Source organism: Clostridium sp. DMHC 10 (assembly GCF_001270375.1).
GTDB lineage: Bacteria > Bacillota > Clostridia > Clostridiales > Clostridiaceae > Clostridium_S > Clostridium_S guangxiense.
Window position 1 is genome coordinate 97,894 of sequence record NZ_LGVB01000015.1, and the last position, 18,059, is coordinate 115,952.

The following is an 18,059-nucleotide window of genomic DNA, read 5'->3' on the forward strand; positions in this document are numbered from 1 at the left end:
GCTGCATATCTTTATGTTATAATTCTAACCTTATTTTATTAATTTTAAAAGGGGGTTTTTTAAAATATTTTAATTTATTTCTACAATACATTAATATATTCTACAAATATTTTAAAATTAATTTCACTACATAATATAAAAAAGGCTAAACGCCCTTTTTTATTATTGATTAGCTAATTTCTTATATCCTTCAAGTCTCTCTTTTGCATCTTTTTCTGTCTTAGCATATAATTCATCAGCTTTATCAGGGAATACTTTCTTTAATGAAGCATATCTAACTTCTCCAAGTAAGAATTCCTTAAAGTTTCCTGTTGGTTCTTTTGAATCAAGAACGAATGGATTCTTTCCTTCTTCTTTTAATAATGGGTTATATCTGTAAAGTGCCCAATATCCACAATCTACAGCTTTTTTCTGTTCTAACTGACTGCAGCCCATTCCTGCTTTTAATCCATGATTAATACATGGTGAATATCCTATTATAAGTGATGGACCATGATAGTTTTCTGCTTCTTTTAAAGCTTTTAATAACTGATTCTTATCTGAACCCATAGCTACTTGAGCAACATATACATAACCATAGCTCATAGCCATCATTCCAAGATCCTTCTTCTTTGTCTTCTTACCTGAAGCTGCAAATTGAGCTATAGCAGAAGATGGAGTTGCTTTTGATGATTGTCCACCTGTATTAGAATATACTTCTGTATCGAATACAAATATGTTTACATCTTCTCCGCTTGCAAGAACATGGTCAACACCGCCGTATCCTATATCGTAAGCCCAGCCGTCTCCACCAAATATCCATTGAGATCTCTTAACTAGGTAATCTTTATTTGTATATAATTCTGCAAGAGCTGCGTTTGAATCTTTTTCTTTTTCAAGTAAAGGTAATAATTTATCTACAACTGCTCTTGAAGCTTCTCCGTTTTCTTTGTTTTCAATCCAATCTTGAAGTGCTGCTTTAAGTTCTGCACTAACTCCAGAATTGATTGCTTCAGCAGCAAGATCTGCCATTCTTTCTCTTAATTGTTTAACTCCAAGAAGCATTCCAAGTCCGTATTCAGCATTATCTTCAAATAATGAGTTAGCCCATGCTGGTCCTTGTCCATTTTCATTAGTTGTATATGGCATTGAAGGAGCACTACATCCCCAAATTGATGTACAACCTGTAGCATTAGCTACCATCATTCTATCTCCATATAATTGAGTTATAAGTTTAGCGTAAGATGCTTCTCCACATCCTGCACAAGCTCCATTGAACTCAAGAAGTGGCTTTTCAAATTGGCTTCCTTTAACTGTATATTTGTTTGCAATTTCCTTCTTTTCTGGAAGACTTACTCCATAATCAAAGTATTTTGCAGCATCATATTGAGTTTCAGCTGGCTTCATAACTAAAGCTTTTTCTTTAGCTGGGCAAGCCTGAGCACAATTTCCGCATCCTGTACAATCAAGTGGGCTTATAACTATTGAGAAACTTAATTCTTCAGTTGATTTAACTCCCATTGCTTTCTTAAATTTCATTCCTTCTGGAGCCTTTTTAACTTCTGCTTCAGTTGCAAGAACTGGTCTTATTACTGCATGAGGACAAACAAATGAACACTGATTACATTCGATACATTTATCTGCATCCCATTCAGGAATGTTTATTGCAATTCCTCTCTTTTCATAAGCTGCTGTTCCAACAGGATATGTTCCATCTTCTTTTCCTGTAAATGCGCTTACTGGAAGTTTGTCTCCTTCTTGTCTATTCATTGGTTCAAGTATGTCAGTTATGAACTTAGGCTTTGGTGCTTCATCCTTAACTTCATCTTTTGCATCAGCCCATGCTGCTGGAACATCTATTTTAACAATAGCTCCAACACCTTGATCTATTGCAGCGTTGTTCATATCAACAACTTTTTGACCTTTTTTACCGTAATTTGTTACAACTGCGTCTTTTAAGTATTTAACAGCATCTTCTACTGGGATGATGTTTGCAATTTTAAAGAAAGCAGCTTGACAAATCATGTTTACTCTTCCGCCAAGACCTATTGCTTGAGCAATCTTTATAGCATTTAATGTATAGAAATGAATATTATTCTTAGCAATATATCTTTTCATTGAAGCTGGAAGTTTTTCTTCTAATTCTTCTGGACTCCAGATTGTATTAAGTAAGAAATTTCCGCCTTTTTTAAGTCCTGCAAGAACATCATACTTATGAACATAACTTTGGTTATGACAAGCAATAAAGTCTGCTTTATCAACTAAATATGGTGATTTTATTTGCTTTTTACCAAATCTTAAATGTGATACTGTTATACCGCCTGATTTCTTTGAATCATAAGCAAAGTATCCTTGAGCATACATTTCTGTATGGTCTCCTATGATTTTTATAGCACTCTTGTTTGCACCAACAGTACCATCTGAACCAAGACCCCAGAACTTACATGTTTTAGTTCCTTCTGGTGTTGTATCTATTTCAATTTCTGGAACTGGAAGAGATGTATTTGTAACATCATCAACTATACCTATAGTAAATCCATCTTTTGGTGCAGCTGCTTTTAAGTTTTCAAACACTGAATAAATGTGAACTGGTAATGTATCTTTTGAACCAAGTCCGTATCTTCCTCCAACTATAACTGGTCTTGTTTCTGCATTGTAGAATGCTTTAACAACATCAAGATATAATGGCTCAGCTTGAGAACCAGGTTCTTTTTGTTCTATCAAGAACAGCAATTTTTTTTAACTGTTTTTGGTATATATTTCAAGAAATGTTCAACAGAGAAAGGTCTATAAAGATGTATTTTTAATACTCCTACTTTTTCTCCTTTAGCTCTTAAATAATCAATAGTTTCTTCTACAGTATCACAAACAGAACCCATAGCTATGATTACTCTATCAGCATCTTCTGCTCCATAGTAGTTGAATAAGTGATATTCTCTACCAGTGATTTTGCTTATTTCTCCCATGTAATGTTCAACCATTTCAGGAATTGCATCGTAGAATTTATTTTGAGCTTCTTTTCCTTGGAAGTAAACATCTGAACCTTCATTGCTTCCTCTTTGAACTGGATGATCTGGATTTAATGCATTTCTTCTAAATTCATTAACAGCATCCATGTCTAGTAATCCTCTTAAATCTTCATAGTCCATTACTTCAATTTTTTGAATTTCATGTGAAGTTCTGAATCCATCAAAGAAGTTTATAAAAGGAACTCTTCCCTTTATAGCTGTTAAGTGGGCTACTGCTGATAAATCCATAACTTCTTGTACACTTCCTTCAGCAAGAAGAGCACAACCAGTTTGTCTAGCAGCCATAACATCCTGATGATCTCCATATATATTTAAAGAATGAGTAGCTAATGCTCTAGCACTAACATGAAATACTCCAGGTAAAAGTTCTCCTGCGATTTTATACATGTTTGGTATCATTAAAAGCATACCCTGTGAAGCTGTGTATGTAGTTGTTAAAGCTCCTGCTTGAAGTGAACCATGAACTGCACCAGCAGCTCCTGCTTCTGATTGCATTTCCATTATTTTAACTTTTTGTCCAAAGAGATTTAATCTTCCTTGAGTTGCCCATTCATCTACATGTTCTGCCATTGGTGATGATGGAGTAATAGGATAAATTGCTGCAACATCAGTAAATGCATATGATATATGAGCTGCGGCAGTATTACCATCCATAGTTTTCATTTTTTTCATACTTGTTTACCCCTTCCTTTAAATACAAAATATTTTTATATTAGGAATTATAGCAAAATAATTTGCCTATAAAACTTACCAGAGTTTGTTACATTTTTAACTATACTATAAAAAATTTTTAAGCAAAACTAATTTTTAAATAATTATTCCACATAAATCTAAAAAATCTTTGCTTATCTTCTTTATTTACAATCTTTCTCACTTTTGCTTTTTTAGAATGAATGTAAACAAATGAATAATTTATTAACCCAGTTAATTATAATACTACTTTATCCAAAAAGTTTCAACAAAATTATTAAAGCATTTTAATTATATACTACTTTGAAAACCATTTCAAGTTTTTCCACTATATATTGCAGCTGCTGCGCTTTTGATTTAAAGCCTTTTATTGCTTTATAAATACTTGAGTCCAATATATCTGTCCGCTTGAACTTTTGACCATACCAACACCTATTTGATTATACTGTTTTCCTAAAATATTAGCTCTATGACCAGGTGAATTCATCCAACCATTCATAACTGAAGATGGTGTAGTATATCCATAGGCTATGTTTTCTCCCGCTGCAGAATAAACTATTCCATATTTTCCTATTAGTGAAAATGTAGATCCAAAGGTAGGTGAGTTATGTGAAAAATAATTTTTATCTGACATATCCTGTGACTTAACCCTGGCTACTCTTGAAAGTTCCCAATTTAATTTCAAAGGTGCAAGCCCAACTTTACTTCTTTCCACATTAACAAGTCTTGCCACTTCACTTTCCTGGGATTGAGTGGTTCTTATATCTGGCAGCTTTATTGTTTGACCAGTAATTATCATATTAGGATCTGCTATTTTAGGATTTAATGCAACTATTTCAGATACCCCAGTTTGATTTTTCACTGCTATTTTCCACAATGTATCCCCTGCTTTGATAACATAAGTATAGGTCTTTTCCTGTATTTTTGCATATGCACTCATTTGCATCGAGAGCATAAACACCACTGATAAAATTAATACTTGTTTAAAATATTTTTTCATAATACTTTTCTTCCTCCCTAAAATTTTTATATATTTATTTTTAGGAATTTTGGAAATACTATACCTATAAAATTGTTATAGTACAACTTTTTATTATATTGAATAAAAAAAAATTGGAGGCTTTAAAATGAAAAGTTTAGTAAATTCAAAAACTGCTGAAAATCTTGCAAAAGCTTTTGCTGGAGAATCTCAGGCAAGAAATAGGTATACAATATATGCTAGGGCTGCTGAAAAAGAAGGTTATAATCAAATTTATTCTATATTTATAGAAACCGCAGAAAACGAAAGAGCTCATGCCAAGGTTTTCTTTGATTTTTTAGTTCAAGGTCTTGGAAAATCTCAAATAAAAGTAGATACGGAATATCCAATAGGATATGGAAACACAGAACAAAATTTACAATATGCTGCTGAAGGAGAAAAAGAGGAATGGGGCACAGCTTATCCTTCCTTTGCAAAAATTGCTAATGAAGAAGGATATCCCGAAATAGAAGCTGCTTTTAATAATATAGTTTCAATAGAGAAAAGCCACGAAAAAAGGTTTTTAGATTTCAAAAATAGACTTTCAGAAAAAACTATATATAATAGGAAGGAACAGACTTATTGGAAATGTAAAAATTGCGGATTTATATATTTAGGAACAACTGCTCCAACTATATGTCCTGTTTGCAAATATCCTCAAGGTTACTTTGAAATAGCCAATGATTATGAAAAATAAAAACACTTTGAAGTTTTAGATTGAGCAAAATATTGGGATACAATTTAACTAAGGTACATGGAGCTGTCGCACTAAAAAATTATTCAAACGTAATCTAAAAATATTGCGAACTAAAATAAGTGAAGGGTTTTAACTCACTTAGCTCGTTAAAAGACTAACTTTTTTCACTTATGTGAAAAGTGAAGGGTTTGACGATGCTTTGCACGTTAAAGGTGAACTTTTTGGCTAAAGCCAAAAGTTAAGGTGATTTTTCTTCCGCTTTGCTGCGGAAAAATTATTAATTTAAATCAAAGATTTTCCGTAGATAAGCGGAGGAAAATCATCATTAGCTTTTTACTAAAGGTAAAAAAGTTCACCTTTTAACGAGCAGCGCAAGTTAAAACCCTTCACCCTTAGCTTTTTCGCCTTCTTTTCAGGCGAAAAAGTTAACTATTACTTCGCAATATTTTTAAATTACATATTAAATAATTATTAGTGCGACAGCTCCCTTAATTTTTTAAATTACTTGTAAAACATTAAAAATGTATATTTTAAAAATTTCATATAGTTCCATCATATAACGTTTTCTGTTATACAACACATAATATTATCTTTTATACTTATTTATTAGTCCAATTATGTTATCAACTGCATCTCTTGCAGTACTTGAATTCATTTTATCTATATAATTTTTTCTATTTATATACAATTCACTTATTTTATTTTTAAGAGTTTCTGCATTTAAATTTTCTTCTTGTATTACAATACTATATCCAGCTTTTTTAAATGAAGCTGCATTTAATATTTGATCACCCCTGCTTGATTTTTTAGATAATGGTATCAATATATTAGGTTTTTTAAGCGCTAAAAGTTCAAAAATCACATTGGCACCTGCCCTTGATATAACAATATCTGCTGCTTGCATAAGATGTGGTAATTCATCAGATACGTAATCAAACTGCTTATACCCATTTAATTTTAGTAAATTGTTATCAATATTATTCTTGCCACAAATATGAATTACATCATATACTTTTAATAGTTCCTTTAAAATTCCACGAACTTGATCATTGATTACCTTTGATCCTAGGCTTCCTCCTATTACTAAAATAACGGCTTTGTCACCTTTAAATCCACATATGTGAAGTCCATTAGCTTTATTCCCATTAAATAGTTCTTGTCTTATAGGAGTACCAGTTAAAATGGCTTTATCTCCTTTTATATTTTTAATTGATTCTGGAAATGTAACACATACCTTGTCGCAATAAGGTGCAGCTATCTTATTTGCAAGCCCTGGAGTGATATCAGATTCATGAGCAACTACTGGCACATGGCAAAAATGAGCTGCCATAACAACTGGCACGGACACAAATCCTCCCTTGGAAAATACTATATTAGGTTTTTCTTTTTTCATTATTGTTATAGACTGAAAAACTCCTTTAATTACCTTAAAAGGATCCGTAAAGTTTTTTAAATCAAAATATCTTCTTAGTTTTCCGCTAGATATAGCATGGTATTTTATATTTTCTTTTTTAACAATTCCCCTCTCTATACCATCTTTAGTCCCTATATACTGGACTTCATAATCAAGCTTTTTTAGTTCTGGAACTAAAGCTAAATTTGGAGTAACATGGCCAGCCGAACCTCCACCTGTCATTATAATTTTAAATTTACTCATAAAAAAATCCTCCCTTATAAATTACATAAAACATTTTATCACAATTATAGATACATTGCCTTAAAATCAAATTTAAAATTCCACAATATTACATAAGGCAGTTATTTTATACTTTAAATAGTTAATTGTCCATTAACTAATGTAAGCTTCCTTTTTTGTCTTAACCTCACTATTATATTGTTTTAAATATGGGTTAAACTATTATTACAAAACTAGAAAGGAGGCGAAAAACATGTCAAACAAGCATTTAGTTCCAGAGGCTAGAGAAGGTTTAGATCATCTTAAAATGGAAACTGCCCAAGAATTAGATGTTCCACTAAGTGAAGGATATAATGGAGACCTTACTTCTAGACAGTGTGGTTCTGTTGGAGGAGAGATGGTCAAAAAAATGGTTGCAGATTATGAATCAAAATTATAATAAATAGCGTACAGCAAGTAATTTATTTACGAGCTGTACGCTCACTATGATTTCTAAAATTTTTAATAACTAATTGAACGGTTTTATTATTCATAAACTCATTAGTTTCTACATTAAAAGTTATATCAAGCTTTACACTGCCGGAATAAGACGAATAAAGCTTTTTAAGTTCATTTTCTCCATATCCATCTATAATAACTTTTTCAAATTCATAGATACCATTAAAATATATAGCATTGAGTATTCTTCCCGAATTTGACTTTATTTTTAACTTAAGCACATTTTTATTCTTGCCTATTACATTAGCATTTATTATATTAACAGCTTTGTCCGCAAAAATGGGCTTTGGATTCCCTTTTCCAAACGGTTCTAATGTCTTTATCTCCTCTGAAAGTCCAAGTGATATATAGTCGATATGAAGCTGCATATCTATATGAACCTTAGGAATTATATCCTCATCGCTTAAAGTACAATTTGCATTAAGTTTAGTTCTTAACTTATCAACTATATCTAAATTTTCAAGTGAAAGACCTGCTGCCATTGGATGTCCCCCAAATTTTTCAATTAAGCCTCTACACTCAACTAATCCTTCAAACATGTTATATTCTTCAATTGACCTACCGGAGCCTTTAATACCTTCATTTGCATCTGTAAATATTATAGTAGGAACATTATATTTTTCTTTAATTCTTCCTGCAATTATTCCAGCAACACTTTCATGTATATCCTTTAAATATATTACAAGAACTTTATCCATTGAAAAGTGCAGTTTTTCTATGACCTCTTCAGCTTTTTGTACTCCTAAGTTTGTTATTTCCTGTCTTTCCACATTAAATTCATGAAGCTCTTTTGCAAATTCGACTGCCTCTTTTTCATCTTTACATAAAAGTAATTTTAAAGCTATTTTTGCGTGTTTAAGCCTTCCCACAGCATTAATTGTAGGTCCTATGACGAATCCAAGTGAATAAACATTTATTTCCTTATCGCCTAATCCAACTTCATTAATAAGAGCCTTCAATCCTATGTTTTTAGTGTTATTTATAAGCTCAAGTCCCTTTTTTACAATTATCCTATTTTCGTCTATAATATCTACAACATCACATACTGTAGCAATAGCTGCATATTCCAAAAAACTATAGCTTTGGCATATGTCAATATTCATGATTTCATATAGAACCTGTATAAACTTAAAAATAACTCCTGCGCCACATAACTTATTAAATGGGTATTTACAATCCTCCTGTTTAGGATTTACAACTGCATCAGCATTGGGCACCACAAAACTCTTTTTCCCATTTTCTTCTACAAACGGAACATCATGATGATCGGTTATAACAACCTTCATTCCAAACTTTTTAGCCATTTCCATTTGCTTTATTGCTGCAATTCCATTATCACAAGTTATGATTACATCAAAATTATTATCTTTAGCATATAAAATTATATTTTCATTAATTCCATATCCTTCTGTAATTCTATCAGGAATATAGTAGCTCACTTTATTAGTAAATTTAGATATAGCTTCATAAAGCATATATGTGCTCATAATCCCATCAACATCGTAATCTCCTACTATTAATATGCTTTGGCTATCTTCTACTGCATCCTTTATTATAAAAGCTCCCTTTTTAATATCTTTCATCAACTTAGCATTATAGAGCATGTTTAAAGATGGATTTATAAAACGCATTTCATCGCTTTTATTATATATTCCTCTATTTAATAATATTCTTGTTAATACTTCACTAATTCCAAATTCTTTTGATAATTTATTTATATTTGCTTTTACATTTCTAAGAAGCCACTTTTTCCAAGTAAATCACACACCCTGCTAAAATCACTTATGGTCTTAAACAATTTCATCTATAATTCCACCACCAACTAAAAGATCTCCTTTATAAAATACAGCAGACTGTCCTTTAGTTATAGCTCTTTGAGGAATTTCAAATTTAATCTTTACTCTTCCATTCTCTATAGGACTTATTATGGCTTTTGATGTTTTTGCATTATACCTTATTTTAGCGTCTACTTCCATAGGTTCTTCTAATTTATCAAAAGGTATAAAATTATTATTCTTTGTTATAAGTTCATCCTTAAAAATATCCTTTTCATCACCAAGAACAACTTCATTTTTGTCTGCTTTTATATCTGTTACAAATATTCTCTTACCCGCTGATATTCCAAGTCCCTTTCTTTGTCCTATGGTATAATAAGCTATTCCTTTGTGTTTGCCTATAAAGTTTCCTTTTTCATCTACAAAATTTCCTTCTCTTATATCATTTGGACACTGTCTTTTGATAAAACCACCATGGTCATCATCTGGAACAAAACATATTTCTTCACTGTCCCTTTTATTAAACACATTAAGTCCTATTTCCTTTGCAATCTCCCTTATATGCTCCTTTTCATAATCTCCACATGGCATTAGTGTATGCTCAAGTTGATATTGAGTCATATTATACATAACATAAGTTTGATCTTTTTTATCATCAACAGATTTTCTTATTACATACCTTCCGTTTTCTTTTGAAATTTTGCAGTAATGACCTGTAGCAACATAATCGGCACCTAAACTTTGAGCTTTTTTAAGAAGAGCATCAAACTTTATATATTTATTACATGCAATACAAGGATTAGGAGTTCTGCCCTTTAAATAATCATCTACAAAATAATCAATTACTTTATCTTTAAATACTTCTGTAAAATTCATTACATAAAATGGTATTTCAAGTTTATAGGCTACTCTTCTAGCGTCTTCAACAGCTGAAATTGAGCAGCAGCCTCCTTCTTTTTCATTATAAAAAGCATCGTCTGGAGTTAACTTCATAGTTATTCCTATAACATCATATCCTTGCTTTTTTAGCAAATAAGCCGCTACAGAACTATCAACCCTCCGCTCATTCCTATAACAACTTTTTTATTCATACATTATCACCATTACCTTATCTTTTTTATATAATTTTAATTAGTAAATCGCTATTTATTTTCATAAAATATCGATGTTTCTACGAATTTTGTGAAAAAGAAATAGCTGATTTACTTTAAAATTTCGCATAATTTATTTAGGGTATAATTAATATCCTCTTCTGTTGTAAATTTTCCTATTGTAAATCTTATTGAACTTTTTGCATCATCTCTCGAAAGCCCAATAGCTGTAAGTACATGTGAAGGTTCTATTGCCCCAGCAGAACATGCACTCCCAAGTGAAGCACAAATACCTGCCATATCCAAGTTTATTAAAATACCCTCTCCATCTTTTCCATTAAAACATAAATTTATATTATTTGAAAGTCTTTTTTCATCCCTAGGCCCATTTAATTTTACATTTGGAATTTTAAGAACTTCATTTATAAAAATATCTCTCAATCTTTTTTGCCTTTCAACTTCTTTTTCAAAATCACTATATACTATTTCAAACGCCTTAGCAATTCCAACTATATATGGTATATTTTCAGTTCCACTTCTTCTTCCTCTTTGCTGCTGTCCACCGTAAATCAAATTACTTATTTGGGTTCCTCTTTTAATATAAAGTATTCCTATTCCTTTTGGTGCATAAATTTTATGTCCTGAAACTGACATTAAATCCACATTCATTTGGTTTACATCAAGCTTAATATGCCCTGCTGCCTGAACTGCATCCGTATGAAATATAATATTTTTTTCCTTAAGGATTTTTCCTATTTCATTAATAGGTTCAATTGTACCTATCTCATTGTTTGCTGCCATAATAGATACTAATATAGTTTCATCTTTTATACTTCCTTTTAAATCATCTATAGACACTAGCCCTTCTGAATTTACAGGAAGGTATGTAATTTCGAACCCTTGGCTTTCTAAAAACTTACAAGCACTAAGTATAGCATGATGTTCTATAGAAGTTGTTATTATATGTTTCCCCTTATTTTTGTTTGCCATAGCTGTACCAATCAGTGCCCAATTATCGCTTTCTGTGCCACCACTAGTAAAAAATACTTCTTCATTTTTACAATTTAAAATTGTTGCAATAGTATTTTTAGCTTCATCTAACGCAATTTTGCTTTTCATTGAAAAAGAATAAGCGGAAGACGGATTACCATAGAATTCGCTAAAATATGGTTTCATCTCTTCAACAACCTCATCAAGAACCATAGTAGTTGCTGAATAATCCATATAGACATGCCTTTTCACATTATCACCCTTTTCACTAATTTAATTAAAGCGCAGTGACTTTTGCACTGCGCTTTAAAATACACCATTTATATAATTATACTACAAAACATTAATCAAATACAGGCATTGATAAATATCTTTGACCGCTGTCTGGAAGAATAACAACTATATTTTTATCTGAAAATTCAGGTCTACTTGCAACAATTTTTCCTGCATACAAAGCAGCACCAGCTGATATACCTGCAAGTATTCCCTCTGTAACAACTAATTCTTTAGTTGCTGCAAATGCTTCTTCATTTTTTATTGTAATTATTTCATCCACAAGACTTCTATCAAAAACTTTTGGAACAAATCCGGCGCCTATTCCTTGTATTTTATGAGGACCTGATTTTCCTCCTGAAAGTACAGGTGAATCAAATGGTTCCACAGCAATAATTTTAATATTTGGATTTTTCTCTTTTAAAGTTCTTGCAATTCCTGTAATAGTTCCACCTGTTCCTACTCCTGCAACTACAGCATCAACTTTTCCATCTGTATCTTCCCATATTTCTTCTCCAGTAGTAACCTTATGAATAGCTGGATTTGAAGGATTATCAAATTGTTGAGGTATAAAAGAATTTGAATTTTCCTTAGCTAACTCCTCTGCCTTTTTAATAGCGCCCTTCATTCCTTCTACTCCTGGTGTTAATACTAGCTCAGCACCGTATGCTTTAAGAAGCTTTCTTCTTTCAATACTCATAGTCTCAGGCATTGTAAGTATAAGTCTATATCCCTTAGCAGCAGAGATTAAAGCTAATCCAACTCCTGTGTTTCCACTTGTAGGTTCTATTATAACCGTATCTTTATTTATTTTACCTTTATCTTCAGCATCTTTAATCATAGAATATGCAATTCTATCTTTTATGCTTCCAGATGGATTAAAATATTCAACTTTTCCAAGTATATTTCCATTAAATCCTTCTTTTTCTTTATAGTTTTTCAATTGAACTAAAGGTGTTTTTCCTATAGTTTCAATAATGTTATTATAAATTTTACTCATTTAAGCCACCCCACTATTTTTTATTTATAAACTAATATTAAGCATACATTTTTGCTAGGATTTATAGTATATATTAATTGCAAAAATCAAACTATTCAGTCTAGATATAATACATATAATTTGAATTTATTAGATTATTATAATTAATCACCAAATCCTCAAGTGTGATAGAATCTACTATTTCACTTATAGCATTATTCAAACGATCCCATATGTTATTTCTTATACAGCTATCAAGCTTATCTTCATTAACAACTTGATTATCATCTCTTTCAACAACAACAAGATCTCCTTCAAGTGCTCTTAAAACATTACCTACAGTTATTTCATTCATACTTTTTGCAAGCACATAACCACCCTGGGAACCCTTTCTTCCTTTTACAAGTCCTTCTTTCCTAAGAGAGGAAAAAATTTGTTCCAAATAACCTTCTGAAATATTCTGTCTTTGTGATATACTTTTAAGTGTAACACTATCATTTATTGAATTAACAGCCAAATCTACCATAGCCTTTAATCCGTATCTTCCTTTTGTTGATATTTTCATAATAAACACACCCATTTTTTAGTTTTTCTATATATTTAGTATGTTTTAATAATATAACTTAATTTACTAATTGTCAAGTATTCACAGAAAAATACTTTAATTGAATAACAATATATAGTATTATTTACTCATTTACCATAAATATTCATATCACACATAATATTGATTTATTTTAAAACTTTTGCATTAATATTTCTGTTTAGCCATTCTCTTTTTCAAGAAAATATTGTAAAATAGAAATGTAGTTCAGTTCTTATTTTATTTTTTTATACAAAAGTAGGGAGGGATATTCTTGTTAAAAAAGGAAGTTATAGCAATGATTTTAGCTGGTGGACAAGGTAGTCGTCTGGGCATACTTACCAGAAAAACTGCTAAACCAGCTGTTCCATTTGGAGGAAAATATAAAATTATTGATTTTACATTAAGTAATTGTTCAAATTCTGGAATTGATACAGTTGGCGTTTTAACTCAATACAGACCTTTAGAACTAAACGCTCACATAGGTATAGGAAGCCCTTGGGATCTTGATAGAAACGACGGGGGAGTTAGTCTTCTTCCTCCTTATATGAAAGAAACTGGTGGAAATTGGTATAAAGGAACAGCAAATGCAATTTATCAAAACAGGCACTTTGTAAACTCTTTTTCACCTGAATATGTAGTAATATTATCAGGGGATCATATTTACAAAATGGATTATTCTAAAATGCTGGACTACCATAAAGAAAAAAAAGCAGATGCAACCATAGCCGTAATCGAAGTACCTATAGAAGAAGCTAGCAGATTTGGCATTATGAATACAGATGAAGATAATGAAATATACGAATTTGAAGAAAAACCAAAAAAACCGAAAAGTAACCTAGCTTCAATGGGAATATATATTTTTAATTGGAAGCTTCTTGAAAAATACTTGCAACAAGATGAAGATGATGAAAAGTCTAGTAACGACTTTGGAAAAAATATAATTCCAAACATGTTAAATGATAAAAGGTCATTATATGCTTATCATTTTGATGGTTATTGGAAGGATGTTGGAACAATAGATAGTTTGTGGCAAGCAAACATGGATTTATTAAATGATAATAATGAACTAAACATATATGATCCAGCCTGGAAAATATATTCTGTTAATCCTACACGTCCACCTCAATATATTGGCTGCGATTCAGATGTAAAAGGTTCTTTAATAGTTGAAGGCTGTGTAGTCTTGGGTGCTGTTCATAATTCAGTACTATTTCCAAATGTACATGTAGGTAATAATTCTATTATTAAAGATTCAGTTATTATGCCAAATGTAAATATCGGTGATAACGTAATAATTAAAAAAGCTATTATCGGATGCAATTCTAAAGTATCAGATAATTGCAAAATTGGTGATGGGGAAAAAATTACCGTTATAGGCGAAGATAAGAAAATAAAAGAAGACTTAATCTGATAAATGAGGTGGAAAAATGTTAAATGATTATATGTCAATTTTAACTTTAAGTGAAGATGATGCATCTATAAAAGTACTTACGAAAAAAGGCCTTTGGCTTCAATTCCAGTAGCTGGAAGATACAGAATCATAGATTTTGTTCTTTCAAATCTTGTAAACTCGGGAATAAGAAATGTAGGAATACTAACTGAAGGGAACTCAAGATCGCTTATTGACCACCTTGGTTCTGGCAAGCCTTGGGACCTTGATAGAAAATTAAATGGTCTTTTTGTATTTAGTTTTGGTGGAGTAAACTCATATCTCAGTGATATTGAAATGCTAAAAAATAATATGGAGTATATATACAGAAGTAAGCAATCAAAAATTATAATCTCTTCATCCTTTATGATATGTAATATTAACTATGAGAAAGCGGCAAAATTCCATGAAGAATCTGGCAGCGACATTACTATAATATACAAAAAAATCACTGACGGTAAAACGCACTTTCTAAATCGTAACATTCTTAATTTGAATGAAAATTCTGAAGTTTTGGGTATAGGTAAAAATATAGGTACAGAAAATAATCAAAACATATCCATGGAAATGTTTATAATGGATAAAAGTTTGTTAATAAACATATTAAATTCTTGCATAAAAACAGGTTTCTGGTCTACAATTTCTGAGTGGATTTATAGAAATTGCAACAATCTAAATATCAATGGGTATGAATTTAAAGGTTACTTAAAGTGCATCGATTCAATTCAATCTTACTACGAAGCTAATATGGACATGCTGAGCCTTGATATAAACAAAGAACTTTTTTTTAGTAATGGTCTTATATACACTAAGGTAATGGATGAAGCTCCTACAAAATACTTTAACGGCTCATATGTATGTAATTCACTTATAGCTAATGGTTCCTTGATTCAAGGATTTGTAACAAATAGCATAATATCAAGAAGAGTAATAATTCATAAAGGTGCAAAAGTTAGAAACTGCATTATAATGCAAAATTGTGAGATAAAGGAAAACGCTAAACTTACAAATGTAATAATAGATAAAAATGTTCTAATTGAAGAAGGTAAAGAATTAAAAGGTGATAAGGAATACCCTGTTGTTATTGAAAAACGTTCTCTTTACCAATAATTATAAACATGATGTAAAAATATTATAATGGAGATGATTATTTGAAAGTACTATTTGCTGCTTCAGAAAGTTTTCCTTTTTTGAAAACTGGAGGACTTGGTGATGTCGCCTATGCTCTTCCAAAGGCTCTTAGAAAGTTAGGTATAGATGCAAGGGTTATAATCCCTAAATATTCAGACATTCCAGAAAATTTCAAATATAATACTCATCATATTGCAAGTTTTAACGTTCCTGTTGGATGGAGAAGTCAATATGGTGGACTAGAGTACTATGAATATGATGGTATACCATTTTATTTCATAGATAATGATTACTACTTTAAAAGAGCTGGATGCTATGGGTATTATGATGATGGTGAAAGATTTGCTTATTTCTCCAGAGCAATTTTACAAGCTATAACTTATATGGGAGATTTCAATCCTGACGTAATCCACTGCAACGATTGGCAAACATCAATGATACCAGTTTTATTAAAGGAGCACTACAGAGATTATTCAAACTACAATCACATAAAAACAATTTATACTATACACAATTTAAAGTATCAAGGAGTTTTTGATAAAAGCGTTCTAAATGAGCTTTTATGCTTAAATGAAGGATATTTTAATGAAAATTGCTTAAAGTTTTATGATGGCGTTTCATATATGAAAGGTGGTTTGCTATTTGCCGATAAAATTTCAACTGTAAGCAATACTTATGCTCAGGAAATAAAAACTCCATATTACGGTGAACATCTTCATGGTATAATGCAAACAAGATCTAACGATTTATGGGGCATAGTAAATGGAATAGACTATGATTTAATGAATCCTAGCACAGATAGAAATTTATTTTTTAATTTTGATTTAAACAGCCTTTATAATAAAACCAAAAACAAAACTGAACTCCAAAAAATGCTTAATCTCCCATCTAGCGAAGGAACTCCTTTAATAGGAATTGTGTCTAGGCTTGTAGACCAAAAAGGATTTGATTTAATTGCTTGCGTCCTTGAAGAATTACTTCAAGATGGAATACAGCTTGTAGTACTCGGTACAGGTGAAAGGAAATATGAGGATATGTTTAAATACTTCGCATGGAAATATCCAGATAAACTATCTGCAAATATATATTTTGACAGCAGTCTTGCTCAAAAAATATATGCAGCTTCTGATATGTTCCTTATGCCATCATTATTTGAGCCATGTGGAATAGGACAGCTTATAGCTTTAAGATATGGCAGCCTCCCTATTGTTCGTGAAACTGGTGGTCTAAAAGATACTGTTCAACCATTTAATCCTTGCAATGGAGAAGGTAATGGTTTTTCATTTACTAATTACAATGCTTATGATATGCTTCATGTAATTAGAAATGCTGAATATTTTTATTATAACGAAAAGGATAATTGGACAAAACTTGTTAAAAGAGCAATGAGTGAAAATAACAGTTGGGATAATTCGGCTAAAACTTATATAAATCTATATAATTCAGTACTTTATTAAAATAATACTATGTTTCAAAAGGATATTCATAAAATTTTTATATAAATTATATTGTAAGGAGATTGAGGATATGAAAAAAAAGTAATGTAAAAAAATCGACTTCAACAAAAACTAGTTCTACTGCCCATATAAATACTAGCATAAAAAAAGCTACTGAAACTTCTATTGTTAAATCTTCTTCTACTGGAAATAAAAATATTTTAGAAGCTAAGGAAACAAGCACAATAACATTGACTAAACCTTCAACCGAGACTCCTAAGGATATTAACTGCGAAACAAAAGAACAATGTGAAACAAATAAAAAATCCGAAGACAAGAAAGTTGAAGAATCCACAGTTGATTTTACTTTTAAAGTAAACAACAAAACATCATACTTCGGTGAAGAATTATATGTATGTGGAAATATTAAGGAACTTGGAAATTGGGATATCAAAAATGCCTTTAATCTGACTACTGATGAAAATTTATATCCAAGCTGGAAAGGAACTATTGCACTACCTATAGATACTTATATTGAATTTAAATTTGTATCTGTAGGAAATGATGGAACAAATGAAAACATAATTTGGGAAGACGGAGAAAATAGAGCTGCTACTATAACAAAAGACTCTGATAAATACGAAAGTGACTGGAACACAAAATAACATTTAATTTTATTAAATGAAGGGTTTTAACTCGCCATACTCGTTAAAAAACTAACTTTTTCACTTATGTGAAAAGTGAAGGGTTTGACATAGCTTTGCTTGTCAAAGGTGAAGGTTTTTGCCACAGCAAAAGGTTAAGGATATACACATATTGGCG

The 18,059-nt window shown here is 31.0% G+C and carries 11 protein-coding genes and 3 pseudogenes; 6 read left to right on the forward strand and 8 right to left on the reverse strand.

Annotation, left to right across the window (positions count from 1 at the left end; translation table 11 throughout):
* Positions 1 to 162: 162 nt before the first annotated feature.
* Together nifJ and AGR56_RS02475 are read right to left on the reverse strand one after the other, a co-directional pair.
* Positions 163 to 3,680, reverse strand: a pseudogene (nifJ, locus tag AGR56_RS02470) (pyruvate:ferredoxin (flavodoxin) oxidoreductase).
* A 385-nt stretch (positions 3,681 to 4,065) separates the two neighbouring features.
* On the reverse strand, positions 4,066 to 4,698 hold the full coding sequence (locus tag AGR56_RS02475) for a CAP domain-containing protein (RefSeq protein WP_053241007.1): 633 nt from the start codon (positions 4,696 to 4,698) through the stop codon (positions 4,066 to 4,068).
* Between the two features lie 127 nt (positions 4,699 to 4,825).
* Here AGR56_RS02475 and rbr point away from each other — a divergent pair, with 127 nt between their 5' ends.
* Positions 4,826 to 5,413 (forward strand): rubrerythrin, encoded by a 588-nt coding sequence (gene rbr, locus AGR56_RS02480; RefSeq protein ID WP_053241008.1) that lies wholly within the window; start codon positions 4,826 to 4,828, stop codon positions 5,411 to 5,413.
* Positions 5,414 to 5,999: 586 nt separating this feature from the next.
* Here the strand turns inward: rbr and AGR56_RS02485 are convergent.
* Positions 6,000 to 7,070, reverse strand: coding sequence for an undecaprenyldiphospho-muramoylpentapeptide beta-N-acetylglucosaminyltransferase (locus AGR56_RS02485; protein ID WP_053241009.1), 1,071 nt, complete (start codon positions 7,068 to 7,070; stop codon positions 6,000 to 6,002).
* 232 nt (positions 7,071 to 7,302) lie between these two features.
* Between AGR56_RS02485 and AGR56_RS02490 the strand changes: the two genes are divergently transcribed.
* Complete coding sequence (locus AGR56_RS02490) at positions 7,303 to 7,488, forward strand: alpha/beta-type small acid-soluble spore protein (protein WP_053241010.1); 186 nt, start codon at positions 7,303 to 7,305, stop codon at positions 7,486 to 7,488.
* A 22-nt stretch (positions 7,489 to 7,510) separates the two neighbouring features.
* On the opposite strand, the gene recJ is transcribed toward AGR56_RS02490, so the two are convergent.
* The 5 genes and pseudogenes from recJ to AGR56_RS02515 all read right to left on the reverse strand — a co-directional run bounded on the left by recJ (position 7,511) and on the right by AGR56_RS02515 (position 13,220).
* The gene (gene recJ / locus AGR56_RS02495; RefSeq protein WP_053241011.1) at positions 7,511 to 9,265 is read right to left on the reverse strand and encodes a single-stranded-DNA-specific exonuclease RecJ; all 1,755 of its coding nucleotides are present in this window, start codon (positions 9,263 to 9,265) and stop codon (positions 7,511 to 7,513) included.
* A 72-nt stretch (positions 9,266 to 9,337) separates the two neighbouring features.
* A pseudogene (gene mnmA, locus AGR56_RS02500) lies at positions 9,338 to 10,413 on the reverse strand (tRNA 2-thiouridine(34) synthase MnmA).
* A gap of 111 nt (positions 10,414 to 10,524) precedes the next feature.
* Positions 10,525 to 11,637, reverse strand: a complete 1,113-nt coding sequence (locus AGR56_RS02505; RefSeq protein WP_053241012.1) for a cysteine desulfurase family protein — start codon at positions 11,635 to 11,637, stop codon at positions 10,525 to 10,527.
* A 109-nt stretch (positions 11,638 to 11,746) separates the two neighbouring features.
* Positions 11,747 to 12,676: a cysteine synthase A gene (gene cysK, locus AGR56_RS02510; RefSeq protein ID WP_053241013.1), complete on the reverse strand. Its 930-nt coding sequence runs from the start codon at positions 12,674 to 12,676 to the stop codon at positions 11,747 to 11,749.
* 100 nt (positions 12,677 to 12,776) lie between these two features.
* Positions 12,777 to 13,220 (reverse strand): Rrf2 family transcriptional regulator, encoded by a 444-nt coding sequence (locus AGR56_RS02515; RefSeq protein ID WP_053241014.1) that lies wholly within the window; start codon positions 13,218 to 13,220, stop codon positions 12,777 to 12,779.
* A gap of 292 nt (positions 13,221 to 13,512) precedes the next feature.
* Between AGR56_RS02515 and AGR56_RS02520 the strand changes: the two genes are divergently transcribed.
* The 4 genes and pseudogenes from AGR56_RS02520 (at position 13,513) to AGR56_RS02535 (ending at position 17,902) form a co-directional block, all read left to right on the forward strand.
* Positions 13,513 to 14,652, forward strand: coding sequence for a glucose-1-phosphate adenylyltransferase (locus tag AGR56_RS02520; RefSeq protein ID WP_053241015.1), 1,140 nt, complete (start codon positions 13,513 to 13,515; stop codon positions 14,650 to 14,652).
* Between the two features lie 16 nt (positions 14,653 to 14,668).
* Positions 14,669 to 15,780 (forward strand): annotated as a pseudogene (gene glgD, locus AGR56_RS02525) (glucose-1-phosphate adenylyltransferase subunit GlgD).
* 41 nt (positions 15,781 to 15,821) lie between these two features.
* Positions 15,822 to 17,258, forward strand: a complete 1,437-nt coding sequence (gene glgA, locus AGR56_RS02530) for a glycogen synthase GlgA (RefSeq protein WP_053241016.1) — start codon at positions 15,822 to 15,824, stop codon at positions 17,256 to 17,258.
* Positions 17,259 to 17,488: 230 nt separating this feature from the next.
* Entirely contained in the window at positions 17,489 to 17,902 is a 414-nt protein-coding gene (locus AGR56_RS02535; protein ID WP_053241017.1) for a CBM20 domain-containing protein, read from the forward strand.
* The last annotated feature ends 157 nt before the right edge of the window (positions 17,903 to 18,059 follow it).